Annotated in this window: 11 protein-coding genes; 3 read left to right on the top strand and 8 right to left on the bottom strand. The window is 72.2% G+C overall.

Annotated features, from left to right (window positions below):
• Positions 1–94: 94 nt before the first annotated feature.
• Entirely contained in the window at positions 95–361 is a 267-nt protein-coding gene (rpsT, locus tag AC07C1_RS06365; protein ID WP_089106790.1) for a 30S ribosomal protein S20, read from the top strand.
• Between the two features lie 316 nt (positions 362–677).
• Here rpsT and holA read toward each other — a convergent pair whose 3' ends face one another.
• From holA to leuS, 8 genes are all read right to left on the bottom strand, one after another.
• Entirely contained in the window at positions 678–1,667 is a 990-nt protein-coding gene (gene holA, locus AC07C1_RS06360) for a DNA polymerase III subunit delta (protein WP_478937290.1), read from the bottom strand.
• Positions 1,668–1,759: 92 nt separating this feature from the next.
• Positions 1,760–2,005: a hypothetical protein gene (locus AC07C1_RS06355; RefSeq protein ID WP_478937289.1), complete on the bottom strand. Its 246-nt coding sequence runs from the start codon at positions 2,003–2,005 to the stop codon at positions 1,760–1,762.
• Positions 2,006–2,050: 45 nt separating this feature from the next.
• Positions 2,051–2,884, bottom strand: a complete 834-nt coding sequence (locus tag AC07C1_RS06350) for an arylamine N-acetyltransferase family protein (RefSeq protein WP_478937288.1) — start codon at positions 2,882–2,884, stop codon at positions 2,051–2,053.
• A gap of 181 nt (positions 2,885–3,065) precedes the next feature.
• Complete coding sequence (locus AC07C1_RS06345) at positions 3,066–5,552, bottom strand: ComEC/Rec2 family competence protein (RefSeq protein WP_478937816.1); 2,487 nt, start codon at positions 5,550–5,552, stop codon at positions 3,066–3,068.
• A gap of 464 nt (positions 5,553–6,016) precedes the next feature.
• Positions 6,017–7,108, bottom strand: coding sequence for a ComEA family DNA-binding protein (locus tag AC07C1_RS06340; protein ID WP_478937287.1), 1,092 nt, complete (start codon positions 7,106–7,108; stop codon positions 6,017–6,019).
• 124 nt (positions 7,109–7,232) lie between these two features.
• On the bottom strand, positions 7,233–8,078 hold the full coding sequence (locus AC07C1_RS06335) for a DegV family protein (RefSeq protein ID WP_478937286.1): 846 nt from the start codon (positions 8,076–8,078) through the stop codon (positions 7,233–7,235).
• A 72-nt stretch (positions 8,079–8,150) separates the two neighbouring features.
• Positions 8,151–8,888 (bottom strand): hypothetical protein, encoded by a 738-nt coding sequence (locus AC07C1_RS06330; protein WP_478937285.1) that lies wholly within the window; start codon positions 8,886–8,888, stop codon positions 8,151–8,153.
• Between the two features lie 141 nt (positions 8,889–9,029).
• Positions 9,030–11,903: a leucine--tRNA ligase gene (gene leuS / locus AC07C1_RS06325; RefSeq protein ID WP_478937284.1), complete on the bottom strand. Its 2,874-nt coding sequence runs from the start codon at positions 11,901–11,903 to the stop codon at positions 9,030–9,032.
• Positions 11,904–12,305: 402 nt separating this feature from the next.
• On the opposite strand from leuS, the gene AC07C1_RS06320 reads away from it, so the two are divergent.
• Together AC07C1_RS06320 and AC07C1_RS06315 are read left to right on the top strand one after the other, a co-directional pair.
• On the top strand, positions 12,306–13,595 hold the full coding sequence (locus AC07C1_RS06320; RefSeq protein WP_478937282.1) for a cytochrome b/b6 domain-containing protein: 1,290 nt from the start codon (positions 12,306–12,308) through the stop codon (positions 13,593–13,595).
• Positions 13,592–15,202 (top strand): NADH-ubiquinone oxidoreductase-F iron-sulfur binding region domain-containing protein, encoded by a 1,611-nt coding sequence (locus AC07C1_RS06315; protein WP_478937280.1) that lies wholly within the window; start codon positions 13,592–13,594, stop codon positions 15,200–15,202. The genes AC07C1_RS06320 and AC07C1_RS06315 overlap by 4 nt, the downstream gene beginning before the upstream one ends.
• The last annotated feature ends 90 nt before the right edge of the window (positions 15,203–15,292 follow it).

Below are 15,292 nucleotides of genomic sequence, written 5' to 3'. Positions count from 1 at the left end.
CATGCCCTCTCAGCGCGAGGCACGACCAGAAAATTCTTGGATCACCGGTACGGGACCCGAGCGGCCCCGCACCTGAACCTGAAAAGGCTCCTTCGTGGCGAACATCAAGTCCCAGATCAAGCGGATCAAGACCAACGAGAAGGCTCGGCTGCGCAACAAGGCCGTCAAGTCCTCCCTGAAGACCGCGGTCCGCAAGGCCCGTGAGGCCGCTGCCGCGGGTGACGTCGAGAAGGCCACCGAGCTGCAGCGCGCTGCCGCGCGTGCGCTCGACAAGGCCGTCTCGAAGGGCGTCATTCACAAGAACCAGGCCGCCAACAAGAAGTCGGCGCTTGCTTCCAAGGTCGCGTCCCTCAAGGGCTGAAAACTCCTTCTGATCTGATCGCCGGCAGGACCCAGAGCGGGCCCTCTCTCATCCGCTCCCGTCCGGCACCCCGGATTCGTACGCGGCCTGCGTTCGCCACGCGGGTGCGAATCCAAAAGCTCGGTCCGAAGGCCCCGGCGCCCTCCCTTCCCCAGGGCGGGCACCGGGGCCTTCGGCATGCGCCGGGCGTCAGCCGACGGCTACGTTTTCTCCTCGCCACCGGCACGGACACAGGCACCGGCACCGGCACCGGCACCGGCACCGGCACCGGCACGACTGGATCACGGTTTCTTGGACGGCACCGGCGGGATCGGCCTCAGACCCGGCCCCGGGACCGTGCCGCCCGGGCGATGGTCACGACCGCCTTCTCCAGGGCGTACTCGGGGTCGTCTCCGCCGCCCTTCACGCCCGCGTCGGCCTCGGCGACCGCGCGCATCGCCAGCGCGACACCGTCGGGCGTCCAGCCCCGCATCTGCTGCCGCACCCGGTCGATCTTCCACGGCGGCATGCCCAGCTCGCGTGCCAGATCGGCCGGGCGTCCCCCACGCGCGGAGGACAGCTTCCCGATCGCCCGCACGCCCTGCGCCAGCGCACTGGTGATCATCACCGGCGCCACCCCCGTCGCCAGCGACCATCTGAGCGCCTCCAGCGCCTCCGCCGTCCGCCCCTCGACGGCCCGGTCGGCGACCGTGAAGCTGGAGGCCTCGGCCCGGCCGGTGTAGTACCGCCCGACGACCGCCTCGTCGATCGTCCCTTCCACGTCGGCGACCAGCTGCGAGACCGCCGAGGCCAGCTCGCGCAGGTCACTGCCGATCGCGTCGCAGAGCGCCTGGCACGCCTCGGGCGTGGCCGACCGCCCGAAGGCGCGGAACTCCCCCCGGACGAAGGCCAGCCGGTCCGCCGGCTTGGTCATCTTCGGACAGGCCACCTCCCGCGCCCCTGCCTTGCGCGCGGCGTCCAGCAGCCCCTTGCCCTTGGCACCGCCCGCATGCAGCAGCACGAGGGTGATCTCCTCCGCGGGCGCCCCGAGGTACGCCTTCACGTCCTTGATCGTGTCGGCGGAGAGGTCCTGCGCGTTGCGTACGACCACTACCTTGCGCTCGGCGAAGAGCGACGGACTGGTCAGCTCGGCGAGCGTGCCGGGCTGCACCTGGTCCGGAGTGAGGTCGCGTACGTCCGTGTCGGCGTCGGCGGCCCTGGCGGCGGCCACCACCTCCCGCACCGCACGGTCGAGCAGGAGGTCCTCCTGGCCCACGGCGAGCGTCACCGGGGCGAGAGGGTCGTCGTTCGCAGTCTTCCTGGCCATCGCCTCAGCATCCCACGCGGCACTGACAACGAACCGGCGGTGCACCCCGGCCGGTCCCCGACCCGCAACCGGAGTCCGTCTCGGGGGCGGGGTCAGGGCTCCTCGCGCCAGCCGTCCCACGTCCCCGCGAACGCGTCCAGCTCCGCCGGGTCCAGCCGCTCCTTCTCGTCGCGCAGGACCACCAGCCACTGGGCGTCCTCGGCGTCGTCCTCGCCGGCCAGCGCGTCCCGGACGAGCTGAGGCTCCTCGTCGATCCCGAAGCGCTCCCGCAGTGCCTCGGCCGCCTCCTCGGCGGCATCACGGTCGGGCAGCACCAGCACGTGTCTCACATCGCTCACGGACCGATTCTCCGGCACGGTCATCCAGCCCTCGGCCGAACCGAATCACCGGGTGTTCCGATCCCGCACAGCCGGCACACGGTCCAACTCGAGCCCGAACCGCTCCCGGTACACCGCCAGCACCTCCTCGTCCGTCTCCAACTCCCGCTTGTCGCGCGAGCCGTCGGGGGCCGTCGTCGTCAGCGTGCGCCCGCCGAGCGTGATCCTCCCTCCGTCCTCGGTGATCCGTGAGCAGACCAGCGAGCTGGTGAAGTGCGACAGCGGCGAGGTGCTGTGCCACCAGGCACCGGCCGCGAAGTCCCCGAGCACCCGGGGCCGCGTCTCCAGCCGGTACTGGGGTCTGCCGTCCCGCAGGACGTCCAGGTCGGCGCCCGCCGAACCGCCGCCGCCCCGCACCCCCGCCGCGTCGGGCCCGGCGTCCACGAGGCGGAAACTCCCGCCCGGGTCGTCCTGCTCCTCACGCTCCGCGAACGCCAGCGGATGGTGACTGTGCGCCCCGAACCCGACGTCCGCGAGCCAGGTGTCCCCGTCCGCCGTCCGTACCCGCAGCGCGAGATGGTCGTAGGGGATCCCGAGCCGCCCCTCGTCGCCGTACACGCGTGCCGCGAGCAGCTCCACCTCGTAGCCGAGGGCGGCGAGCAACCCCGCGAACGCGCCGTTCAGTTCGTAGCAGAAACCGCCCCGCCGGGTCCCCGCCACCTTGTCCAGCAGTCGCTTCTCCTCCAGCGCGATCTCCTCGCCGAGGTGGACGGAAAGGTTCTCGAAGGGAACGGTCCGCAGATGGCGCAGGTGCAGCTCGCGCAGGGCCTCGCTGGTGGGCCGTCGCGGGCGCGCCGCCCCGAGCCGGAGGAGATAGGCATCGACCAGTGCTGAGTTCATGGCTCCAGTCTGGGCGAGCGACAGCCCCGGACCTGCGCCGGACCGGCGCGGCACGGCACGGCACGGCACGGCACGGCACGGCACGGCACGGCACGCGGCTCATACACCCTCACCCTCTGGCTCACTCCCTGCCTCACTCCCTGCCTCACTCCCTGCCTCACTCCCTGCCTCACTCCCTGCCTCACTCTCTGGTCACCCGCACCTCCCCGCCCGCTCCTCCGGTCCCGCCGACCGCGAGCGCTCCGTCCCGGTCGGTGCGCAGCACCACCGCGCCACCGGCCCGCAGCGCGGCGACGGTCGACGGTGCCGGGTGACCGTACGGGTTGTCGGCGCCTGCGGAGATGAGGGCCACCCGGGGAGCCGCGAGCCGTAGCAACTCCGGGTCCTGGTAGGCCGAGCCGTGATGGGCCACTTTCAGGACGTCCACACCGGCCAGCTCGGCCGCCACCCGAGATCTCAGCAAGGCCTGCTGCGCCGGGGGTTCGAGGTCGCCGAGCAACAGCATCCGCAGTCCGCCCGTGCGGACGAGCAGCGCGACGCTGGCGTCGTTCGGTCCGTCCGGCTCCGGCAAGGCGCCCGGCCATGCCGGGGGTACCTGTGCGCCCGAGGGCAGCCGCTCGCTCGGCGGAGGCCAGACGACGCGCCAGGCCAGCGGTCCGGTACGCCGTTCCTCCCCCGCGACGGCCCGCGTGACGGGGATGTGCCGTTCGGCCGCCTCCCTTCTGACGAACTCGGCCTGCTCGGCGGGTTCCTCGAAGCCCGTCGTCTCGATCTCGGCCACCGAGCGGCCCCGCAGAACACCGGGCAGGCCTGCCACATGGTCGGCGTGGAAGTGGGTGAGGACGAGGAGGGGGATGCGCGTGACGCCCAGTTGCCGCAGGCACAGGTCGGCCGGCACCGGATCGGGCCCGGCGTCCACGACCACCGCCGCTCCAGCTCCGGCCGCCAGCACGGTCGCGTCGCCCTGCCCGACATCGCACATGGCGAACCGCCACCCCGGTGGCGGCCATCCCGTGATCACCCGGGTCAGGGGCGCCGGCCGGACGACCACCAGCAGGAGCAGCGCTCCGAGCAGTCCGCACCACCACCGGTGCCGCAGCAGCCTCCGTCCGGCCAGGACGACAGCCACCGTGACCACCGCGAGCCACAGCGCTCCCGCCCAGCTCCCCGGCCAGTCCACTCCCGCGCCGGGAAGCGCCGCCCCGGTCCGGGCGACTCCGGCGATCCACCCGGCCGGCCAACCCGCGCACCAGGCCAGTGCCTTGGCCGCCGGCATCGCCATCGGTGCCGTCGCGAGCGCCGCGAACCCCAGTACCGTGGCCGGCGCCACCGCCGCCTCGGCCAGCAGATTGCACGGCACCGCCACCAGGCTCACCCGGGCCGACAGCAGCGCCACCACCGGCGCGCACACGACCTGCGCGGCGGCGGCCGCTCCCAGTGCCTCGGCGAGCCGCGGAGGCACACGGCGCCGCCGCAACGCCTCGCTCCAGCCCGGTGCCAGGACGAGCAGCGCGCCGGTGGCCAGCACGGAGAGCAGAAAGCCGTAACTTCTGGCCAGCCACGGGTCGTACAGCACCAGCAGCAGTACGGCCGTGGCCAGCGCCGGGACCAGGGATCTGCGGCGCCCCGTGGCCAGGGCGAGCAGCGCGACCGCACCGCAGGCTGCGGCCCGCAGCACGCTGGGGTCGGGTCGGCACACGACCACGAATCCCAGCGTCAGCGCTCCCGCGCACAGGGCGGTCGCCCGCAGTGAGAGCCCCAGGCGCGGGGCGAGGCCGCGGCGCTCGGTCCGCTGGGCCAGGCCGGGCGGTCCGATGAGCAGGGCGAGCAGGACGGTGAGGTTACTGCCGGAGACGGCGAGCGTGTGCGCCAGGTCCGTCTCCTTGAAGGCCTCGTCCAGTTCGGGCGTGATCCGTGAGGTGTCCCCGACGACCAGTCCGGGAAGCAGCGCCCGCGCATCCCCCCGCAGATCGTCGGTCGCCTCTCGCAGGCCAGCTCTGAGCCGCCCCGCCAGCCGTTGCGGCGCGCTGGGGCCGGCCACGATCCGCGGCTCCGGCCGGCCGCGCACCCGCAGCACGGCCGCGGTCCGGTCACCGCCCGTCAGAGCGGGCGCCAGCCGCCCACCCACCCGTAGCCGCGTGGACGGCAGCAGCCCCAGCCAGGCACCACGCCCACCCGGCCCTCCACGCGCAGCGGTCACCGGCGGCTCCTTGGAACTCCCGCTCCGCGCACCACGCCAACCCGGCACGTCCCGGCCGGCCGCCTCCGGCAGTTCCGCGGAGTCGCCGCTCCGCACGACGCCCCCCTCCGATGCCGATTCCTCGGAACTCCCGTTCCGCACGGCGCTCCGCCCCGGTGCCGGCACGTCCGCGTCGACGACCAACAGCACCGGAGCCCGTGTCCGCACACTCGTCCCGTCGCTCTTCTCGACCTGCCGCACCTCAGCCCGGGCCAGCACTGCCATGGGCGCCGTGTGATCGCCGCGCACCCGCGGCCGGCTCAGCCAGGGGTCGCCGGTCACCTCGACCTCGGCGGTCACGGTCGCGAACCGCCGGGCCAGCTCGGGCACCGGCCCGCGCCGCACGTCCGCGCCATGCAGCCCGGCGGAGGCGGCGGCCGCGGCGACGCAGAGCAGCACGGCGGCGACCGACGCGCGGGCCCATGTCATCCGGTCGTGGGCAAGCTCCTCCGCTGGGGTGCGCGAGCGCCGTCGGACCGCGCGCAGACCCCGCCCGACCGGCTGGGGCCGTCCGAACCGCTCGCCCCGCCCGGCCGTCTCTCCCGGTCCGGCCGGCCTGACAGGCTCGACCCGCCCGGCTTGCCCAACCCGCGCACCCCGTACCGCCCGTACGCTCCGCGCCGCGTGCTCACCCGGTACCGCCCGCTCGCCCCGCGCCGCCCGTGCAGCCCGTCCCGGTCGCCGCATCGACAGCAGCAGGATTGCGCCGATCAAGCAGACGACCGCGATCCCGGTGGTCCAGCACGCCGGTGCGTCCAGCGTCAGGGCCGCCGTGGCCCAGGCCGCGAGGGCAGGCGGCACGAGGCGCAGGTCCATGGGGCCCGCCCGGTCGGCTTGCGCACTCCCGCGTTCCTCCGGTTCGGGGCCGAGGGCGACTTCGCCGAGCACGCGGCTCATGGCCGGACCCGACTTCGGAGGTCGGTGAAGCGGCGGTCGCCGATGCCGTTCACCTCGCGCAGCTCGTCCACCGAGCGGAAACCGCCGTGCTGGGTGCGGTAGTCGATGATGTGCTGGGCCAGCACCGGGCCGACTCCCGGCAGGGTGTCGAGCTGGTCCGCGGTGGCCGTGTTGAGGGAGACAGGGGCCGTGGGGCCCGTGCCCCCAGATCCGGTTGCCGTCCCGCCCATCGGGCCGGGTGGAGCCGGCGCCCCGGCGGATGCGCCGACGACGACCTGTTCGCCGTCGACCAGGAAACGGGCCCGGTTGAGGCTTTCGGTGCTCACGCCCGGACGGACGCCACCCGCCGCCCGCAGCGCGTCGGCCACCCGGGAACCGGCCGGCAACCGCAGGATGCCCGGTTTCCGGACCTTGCCGCTGATGTCCACGACGACCTCCCCGCCCGGTGCCGCCGAGGCGCCCACGGCGGCACCGCTCTTCGCGGCCTCGTGTCGCTGGGCGTAGGGCGCCTCGGCACGCACCACTTGAGGGGCGCGCATCGACTGGGTGCGGCCGGTCCAGAAGTGCTGCACGGCGAACACCGCGGCGGCCACGAGCACCACGGCGAGCGCGAGAACTCCCCGCCGCTCCACCCCGCACCGCGTCTGCAACCACACCGGCGTCCGCTCGCGCAGCGCCAGCCCGGCCCGCTCCCGCCAGTCCGGCGCGACGGGAGCGTCCGGCTCCAACGCGGCCACGGATGCCGCCGCTTCGGGCTCCGGAGTCAGCATCAGCCCTGGTGTGGCCGCAGCTGTCGTCCGCGCCGGCGTCAGTCCCGGTGCCGGGCCCGTGACCGTCACCGTGGCCGGTGCCGTGCCGGCGGGCCGGTCCCCGTCCGGCGGTCCGTTCCCCGACTCCCGTCGGCGCACGGCTCGTTCACCGAAGAGGAGTTCCGCCCGGCGGCGCAACTCCTGTGACGGTGCGGGCGGGCGGTGACGGGCGCGGCGGTGGTCGGTGCCGCGGCGGTTGCGGATGCGGCCGTCGGAGGCGGGGCCGCGGCCGGGGCCGCTGGTCGGAGTGGCTGTGCGTGAACGTGATCGAAGTGCCATGCGACGAGCATGGAACATCCCGCCGACTCACGATGATCTTGGTGAATTCCCGGGGAATACCGCCCGGTTGTGGAAAACTCCGCCACCCGAACGAGTGAAACCGGACGAGGTGATCCGGCCGCCGTCAGCGCGGCGAGACCACCGCTCCCAGCAGCCCGGGTCCTGTGTGTGCCCCGATCACCGCTCCGATCTCGCTGACATGCAGATCGGCCAGGCCAGGCACCCGCACCCGCAGCCGGTCGGCGAGGGCGGCGGCGCGGTCGGGGGCGGCGAGGTGGTGGACGGCGATGTCGACCTCCGCGCTGCCCGCCCGCTCGGCGGCGATCTCCTCCAGTCGGGCGATCGCCTTGGAAGCCGTACGGACCTTCTCGAGCAGCTCGATGCGGCCGCCGTCCAGCTGGAGCAGGGGCTTGACGGCGAGTGCGGAGCCGAGGAGGGCCTGCGCGGCGCCGATGCGGCCGCCGCGGCGCAGATAGTCGAGGGTGTCGACGTAGAAATAGGCGGACGTGCCCGCCGCCCGTTTCTCGGCGGCGGTGACGGCCTCGTCCACCGTGCCGCCGGCCTCCGCCACCCCGGCCGCGGCGAGCGCGCAGAACCCGAGGGCCATCGCGACCATCCCGGTGTCCACCACCCGCACGGGTACCGGTGCCTCGCGCGCCGCGAGGACCGCCGCGTCGTAGGTGCCGGACAGCTCCGCGGACAGGTGCAGGGAGACGATTCCGGTCGCGCCGGACTCGGCGACCCTGCGGTAGGTCTCTGCGAAGACCTGAGGGCTGGGGCGGGAGGTGGTGACGGAGCGCCGCTTCTGCAGCGCCTGGGCCAGGGAGCGCGTCGAGATCTCGGTGCCCTCTTCGAGCGCCTGGTCGCCGAGGACCACGGTCAGGGGTACCGCTGTGATGCCGTGGCGCTCCATCGTCCGCGGCGGCAGGTAGGCCGTTGAATCGGTGACGATCGCGACATGGCGGGACATGAGCTGGAGATTACCTGCCGTAGCGCTCGCGCGGCAGCCCGGCCCCTGCCGTGCGGGCCGGAACGGCCCTCGTCAAGTGGTGCTCTCGGGGCGGGGCTTCTTCTGCCAGGGATACGCGGGGCGCGGCGGCGGTGAGCTGATCGCGTGGGCGTCCGGGTCCTGGGCGGCGTGGGAACCGGGTGTCCGCTGCCGGGTCTGCCGCGCTGCCGGGCCGTCGGCGGCGGTGGGGGCGTCCGGCCACTGCGGGGATGTCCGGGTGTTCGCGGCCCGGGTCCAGTGGCGCAGGGCTTCCGCTTCGATGTCTATCTGGGCGCTGAGCGATCCCAGATCGTCGTCGGCGAAGCGGCCCGCCCGGTCGCGGACGGCCCAGCGCAGCGAGTCGGCCGAGTTGGTGATGCGCTCGGTGCGGCTGCGCAGCTCGGGCAGGCGCGCGGTGAGCGTGGCCCGGTCCGGCTCGGACTCCAGGCGCTTGAGGTCCGCGTCCAGCTCGTGGCCGTGCGCGCTGAGCCGCTCGAACAGGCCGAGGGACTCCTTGAGGGACTCGTCCTCGGCCGGGCCCGCGTACAGCGCGTCCTGCGTCGCACGCATGGAGGTGCGCAGCGCGAGCCGCAGTTGCGCGATCTCGCCGGCCGGGCCGATCTGGGCGAAGGACTTGGCGCGCAGGGTGTGGTCCTCGACCGTGCGGCGGGCCTGTGCGATCGTCCGGTCCACCCCGCGCTTGGCGGCGCCGACCGCCTTGACCATGGCGTAGCCGCCCAGGCCGATGAAGAGCAGGAAGAGCAGGGCGAACACGGCGATCACTGCTTCCATGACGCTCCTCCTCCGGCCGGCACGGCACGAACCGCTGTGCTCTCCACGGTAAACGCAACGGACAGGTTCGGAGTTCCAGGAGAACCCCGAACCTGCCCGTAGGGGACTACCCCGACGCCGGATCCTGCCAGTGCCCGGTCGTCACGCCGTAACGATGTTCACCAGCTTCGGCGCCCGCACGATCACCTTGCGGATGCCCGCCCCGTCCAATGCCGCGACGACCTTCTCGTCGGACAGCGCCACCTTCTCCAGCTCCTCCTCGGAGATGGCCGGCGACACCTCCAGCCGGGCCTTGACCTTGCCCTTGATCTGCACGACGCAGGTCACGGTCTCGTCCACCACGTACTGCGGGTCCGCGACCGGGAAGTCCTGGTGGACGACCGAGCCGGGGTGGCCCAGCTTGCGCCACAGCTCCTCGGCGATGTGCGGGGCCAGCGGAGCGATCATCAGCACCAGCGGCTCGGCGACGGCCCGAGGCACCGCGCCACCGGCCTTGGTCAGGTGGTTGTTCAGCTCGGTGACCTTGGCGATGGCGGTGTTGAAGCGCAGACCCTCCAGGTCGTGGCGGACGCCGTCGATCGCCTTGTGCAGGGCGCGCAGGGTCTCCTCGTCCGGCTCGGCGTCGGTGACGGTGACCTCGCCGGTGTTCTCGTCGACGATGTTGCGCCACAGCCGCTGCAGCAGCCGGAACTGGCCGACCACCGCACGCGTGTCCCAGGGACGGGAGACGTCCAGCGGGCCCATGGCCATCTCGTACAGGCGCAGCGTGTCGGCACCGTACTCGGCGGCGATCTCGTCCGGGGTCACCGCGTTCTTCAGGGACTTGCCCATCTTGCCCAGCAGGCGGCTGACCTTCTCGCCCTGGTAGTGGTAGGCGCCGTCGCGCTCCTCCACCTCGGCGGCCGGCACCGCGATGCCACGGCTGTCGCGGTAGACGTAGGCCTGGATCATGCCCTGGTTGAACAGCTTGTGGAACGGCTCCGGGGAGGAGACGTGCCCCAGGTCGTACAGGACCTTGGACCAGAAACGGGCGTACAGCAAGTGCAGGACGGCGTGCTCCGCGCCGCCGACGTACAGGTCGACACCGCCGTGCGGCTGGCCCTCGCGGGGGCCCATCCAGTACTGCTCGATCTCCGGGTCGACCAGCTTCTGGTCGTTGTGCGGGTCCAGGTAGCGGAACTCGTACCAGCAGGAACCGGCCCAGTTGGGCATGGTGTTGGTCTCGCGGCGGTACTTCTTCGGCCCGTCGCCCAGGTCCAGGGTGACGTTGACCCACTCCTCGTTGCGCGACAGCGGCGTCTCGGGCTGGGTGTCTGCGTCGTCCGGGTCGAAGGTGCGCGGGCTGTAGTCCTCGACCTCCGGCAGCTCCAGCGGCAGCATCGACTCAGGCAGCGCGTGGGCGACGCCGTCCTCGTCGTAGACGATCGGGAAGGGCTCGCCCCAGTACCGCTGGCGGCTGAACAGCCAGTCACGCAGCCGGAAATTGACGGTGCCCTCGCCGATGCCCTTGGCCTGCAGCCATTCGGTGATGCGGGCCTTGGCCTCGACGACGCCCAGGCCGTCCAGCGAGACGTCCTCACCGTGCGAGTTGACGATCTTCGCGTCGTACGACACGAAGGCGTCGTCCCAGGCGGACGTGTCCGTGCCGCGGCCGTCGCTCGGCTCGACCACGCAGCGGATCGGCAGCTCGAAGGCGCGGGCGAAGGCGAAGTCGCGGGTGTCGTGGGCCGGGACGGCCATGATCGCGCCGGTGCCGTAACCCATCAGGACGTAGTCGGCGATGAAGACGGGGATCTGCTCGCCGTTGACCGGGTTGGTCGCGAAGGCGCCGGTGAAGACGCCGGTCTTGTCCTTGGCCTCGGCCTGCCGCTCGACGTCGGACTTCGAGGCGGCCTGCGCGCGGTAGGCGGCGACGGCCTCGGCCGGGGAGGCGTGGCCGCCGGTCCACACCTCGTGCGTGCCCTCGGGCCACGCCGCGGGGGTGAACTTCTCGACCAGCGGGTGCTCGGGCGCCAGCACCATGTACGTCGCGCCGAACAGGGTGTCCTGGCGGGTGGTGAAGATCGTGATGTGCTCGCCGTCGATCGGGAAGTCGACGCGGGCACCCTCGCTGCGGCCGATCCAGTTGCGCTGCTGCAGCTTGATGGCCTCGGGCCAGTCCAGCTCCAGCAGGTCCTCCAGCAGCCGGTCGGCGTAGGCGGTGATGCGCATGTTCCACTGGCGCAGCTTGGCCTTGAAGACGGGGAAGTTGCCGCGCTCGGAGCGGCCGTCGGCGGTGACCTCCTCGTTGGCCAGTACGGTGCCCAGGCCGGGGCACCAGTTGACCGGCGCTTCGGAGGCGTAGGCCAGGCGGTACTCGCTCAGGACGTCGGCACGCTCGGTGCCGCTCAGCTCGCTCCACGCGCGCGTGGTGCCCGGAATCGTCCGCTCACCGGACTCGAACCGGTCGATCAGCTCCGAGATCGGGCGGGCCTTCTTCGCCTTCTCGTCGTACCAGGAGTTGAAGATCTGCAGGAAGATCCACTGGGTCCACTTGTAGTAGTCCGGGTCGATCGTGGCGAAGGACCGGCGCTTGTCGTGGCCCAGGCCCAGCCGGCGCAGCTGGGCCTTCATGTTCGCGATGTTGGCTTCGGTGGAGACGCGGGGGTGCGTGCCGGTCTGCACGGCGTACTGCTCGGCGGGCAGGCCGAAGGCGTCGAAGCCCAGGGTGTGCAGGACGTTGTGGCCGGTCATGCGCTGGAACCGGGCGTAGACGTCGGTGGCGATGTAGCCCAGCGGGTGGCCGACATGCAGGCCGGCGCCGGAGGGGTACGGGAACATGTCCATGATGAACTTCTTGGGCTTGGCGACCAGCTCGGGGTCGCCCGCCAGGTCGCCCTTGGGGTTCGGCGCCGCGTAGGTGCCGTCGGCGTCCCAGAAGTCCTGCCAGCGTGCCTCGATGTCGGCTGCCATGGCGGCCGTGTAGCGGTGCGGCGCGGCCACCTCGGCGGCGGCAGCGGGGTTCGTCTCGCTCATGATCCTCAAAGCTCCATCGATCGTCTCTGCGTGCGGAAACGAAAAATCCCCTCACACAGGAGGGGACGCCGCGCCGATGCCGACCTCACGGCTGGACCGGGGGTCGGTACTGATCAGCGCGGCCCGCTAAGCAGAAGGCGTACGGCACGCATGGCGCTAGGGTACCGCAGCGCTTGAGCAAGCCGCGACGCGCTTGCGTATGAGTGGTGGACATGCCACGAACCACGCCGGAACTGAATCAAGGTCAAAGATTACTTCGCGTACCGCCCACCAGGGGACATCGCCTAAGTCAGATTGTCCGTTGATAACAACGCAATAACTCAAACCTCGTACTGATCGGTATGACGCCACTTAGAGTTCGGCAGCGGGACCGCTTTCCCGGAACTGCTCGGAGTTGCCCCCATGAACCCTCGTCGTAGTACCACTTCGCTCCCCAAGCCGGGCCGCTCGGCCTATGGGGTGGCGTCCGCTGTCGTCCTGCTGCTCATACCCTTGATCGTGCTGGTCGGAGGCAGCCAGTTCCGCGAGTTCCTGAACTTCGGTGCGGGCGTGTTGTCCCTCGTGGCGCTCAGCTGCTCGGTGATCTGGGGTCTGTTCGCCCAGGACCGGATCTTCCTGAACACGCGGCAGCGGATCGTCGGCCAGGCGGTGCACCGGACGACCGCGGTCGCCTCCATCGCGTTCCTGCTGCTGCACATCACCACGAAGGTGGCGCTCGGCCACACGCAGCTGATCGCGGCGATCATCCCGTTCTCGCTCGGTCTCACCGGAATCGGCGGTCTGATCGGCCTGGGCTCGCTGGCGGGCCTGCTGATGATCTTCGTGGGCGTCACCGGCGCCCTGCGCAGCAACTTCGCCACGCCCGCCCCGGTCGCCGCCCGCTGGCGGGCCATGCACATGCTGGCCTATCCGGCCTGGTGCGCGGCGCTGATCCACGGACTCTACGCGGGTCGAGCGGCCAAGCCGATCTTCGTGATCCTGTACAGCCTGTCCCTGCTCGGCGTGATGGGCGCCCTGGCGCTGCGCGCCGCCCCGCGCCCGGTCAAGCGCAAGGTCGCCGACCGGCTGGTGGCGTTGTTCGGCAGCTCGGAGCGGCCGGGACTCGACGAGCTGGACGCGAGCCGTTCCCGGGTGGCGGACTCGGCCCTGCCGGGCTACGAGGGCCGGCGGGAGCCCAAGCCGTCGCCCGCCGACTCCGCGGCTTCCTTCACCGCACCCCTGTACCAGTCCCCCGCGGCCCCCTCCGCGGAACCCGCGTCAGGCTTCGCGGCCGCCTACCGTGCGGTGTCCACACCGGGCCGGTCCCAGCAGCCGTTCGCGGCCGAGACCGCGCGCATGGACCTGCCCCTGGACCTCCAGCCCACGGAGGCGGTCCCGCGCGTCGACGGCCCCTCCAGCACCTCGGGCAGCTGGCCGATCCCGTCCCCGCCACCGGTCGGCGAGGCCCCCCCGTCCGTGTACGACCCGCTCCAGGACACCGGATACACCATCCCGGCCTACGGCAATCCGGGCCCGACCGGGTACGGCGGAAGTGACGTGTACGACACCGGTGAGACAAACGGCCTCTACAGCACGTACAACCCGAGTGACACGTTCAACAGCGGTCCCGCCACTGAACCAACCCCCGGCGTCTCCTACGACGCGCCGGGTTCGGGCGAACCTTGGAACATGCCTTCCGGAGGCTATAGGTGAACGAGGCCCTGCCCGACGTCCCAGAAGTCCGCGTGGTCGGCCTTCCCCAGCTCACGTCGGGCTTCGACCTTGTGGAACGGCTCGACCTGCCCATGCACCTGAAGGTGCACGGACCGCTCGACCCGCTGGGCGGCGAACAGCTCGCGCAGCTCGCCGAACGCATCAACCTCAAGGGCAGGGGCGGCGCGGGCTTCCCCTTCCACAGGAAGCTGCGCTCGGTCGCCGAGTCGGCGATCAAGCGCGGGGTGCGGCCGGTCGTCGTGGTCAACGGCAGCGAGGACGAACCCGCCTGCCGCAAGGACACGGTGCTCATCAACCGTGCCCCGCACCTGATCCTGGACGGCGCACTGCTGTGTGCCGAGGCGCTCGGCGCGCGCACGCTCGTGATCGGCGTCACCCGGGAGTCCACACAGCGCTCCATGGAGGCCGCACTCGCCGAACGGGGTCTGAGCAACAGCCGTAGATCGGCGCTACGCGCGTGGGTGCAGCGCAATCCGGTGCGCATGGTCACCGGCGCCGCCGCCTCACTGATCCGCTCGGTCGACGGCGGCCCGGCGATCCCGCCCGGCCGCAAGATCAGTGCCTCGCAGAGCGGCGTCGGCGGCGCGCCCACACTGCTGTCGAACGCGGAGACGTTCGCGCAGCTGGCCATCGCCGCCCGCATCGGCCCCGAGCGCTACGGCAACACGGGGCTGTACGACGAGCCGGGCACCGTCATGCTGACGGTTTCCGGCGCGGTCGCCCGCCCGATGGTGCTCGAGGTCCCCACGGGCGTGCCGCTGCGCTACGTGCTGCAGCTGGCCGGGGCCCCGCCGCTGCCGCAGGGCGTGCTGACCGGCGGCTACCACGGCAAGTGGATCGACGCGGCGACCGTCAACGAGGCGATCGTCTCCCGCAACTCACTGGACGCGGTGGGCGGTTCGCTGGGTGCGGGCGCGATCCTGCCGATCAGCCAGGACACCTGCCCGCTGGGCGAGTCGTTGCGGGTGGCGCAGTGGCTGGCCGAGGAGAGCGCCGGCCAGTGCGGCCCCTGCTACCTCGGACTGCCCGCCGCCGCGCGCGGCATGGAGGACATCCTCAACGGCGGCGGACCGGCCGCCCTGGAGGCGTTGAAGCAGGTCGCCAAGAACGTCAAGCGGCGCGGGGCGTGTTCGCATCCGGACGGCTCGGCGATGTTCCTGGAGTCGACCATCAAGGCGTTCACCGACGACCTGGCCGCCCATGTCCTCGGGAACGGCTGCGGACGGCCCGTGGAGGGCGTTCTGCCGCTCTTCGAGGGGGGCAGGGGTCCTACGGGCCTCCTGGGCGGCGGAGAGCCCGAGGAGACCGGCGCCAGCCGCCAGAAGATCTACGTCGACTGGACGCTGTGCCGGGGTCACGGCCTGTGCGCCGACATCCTCCCGGAGGTCTTCGAACTGGGCGCGGACGGTTTCCCGACCGTGGCGCAGGCGCAGGTCCCGCGCTACGCGGAGGCGAAGGCTCTGCGCGCGGTGCGCCGCTGCCCGGCGCTCGCCCTGCGCATCGAGGAGGACACGCGCGGGCAGGCGCCGTCACGCAATCTGCCGGTCCTCTCCCAGGGCCGCGGCCGGCGCGCTCTCGGCCGCTGAACAAGGCGACGGCGGGTCACCCGGACCGGGTGACCCGCCGTCGCCGTTCGGGTGTGTCGTTTCGTTCGGAACACGCCGAAGGCGGACCAT

It is taken from the genome of Streptomyces sp. NPDC045022, assembly GCF_056432605.1.
This window is presented reverse-complemented; position numbering and strand designations above follow the sequence as displayed.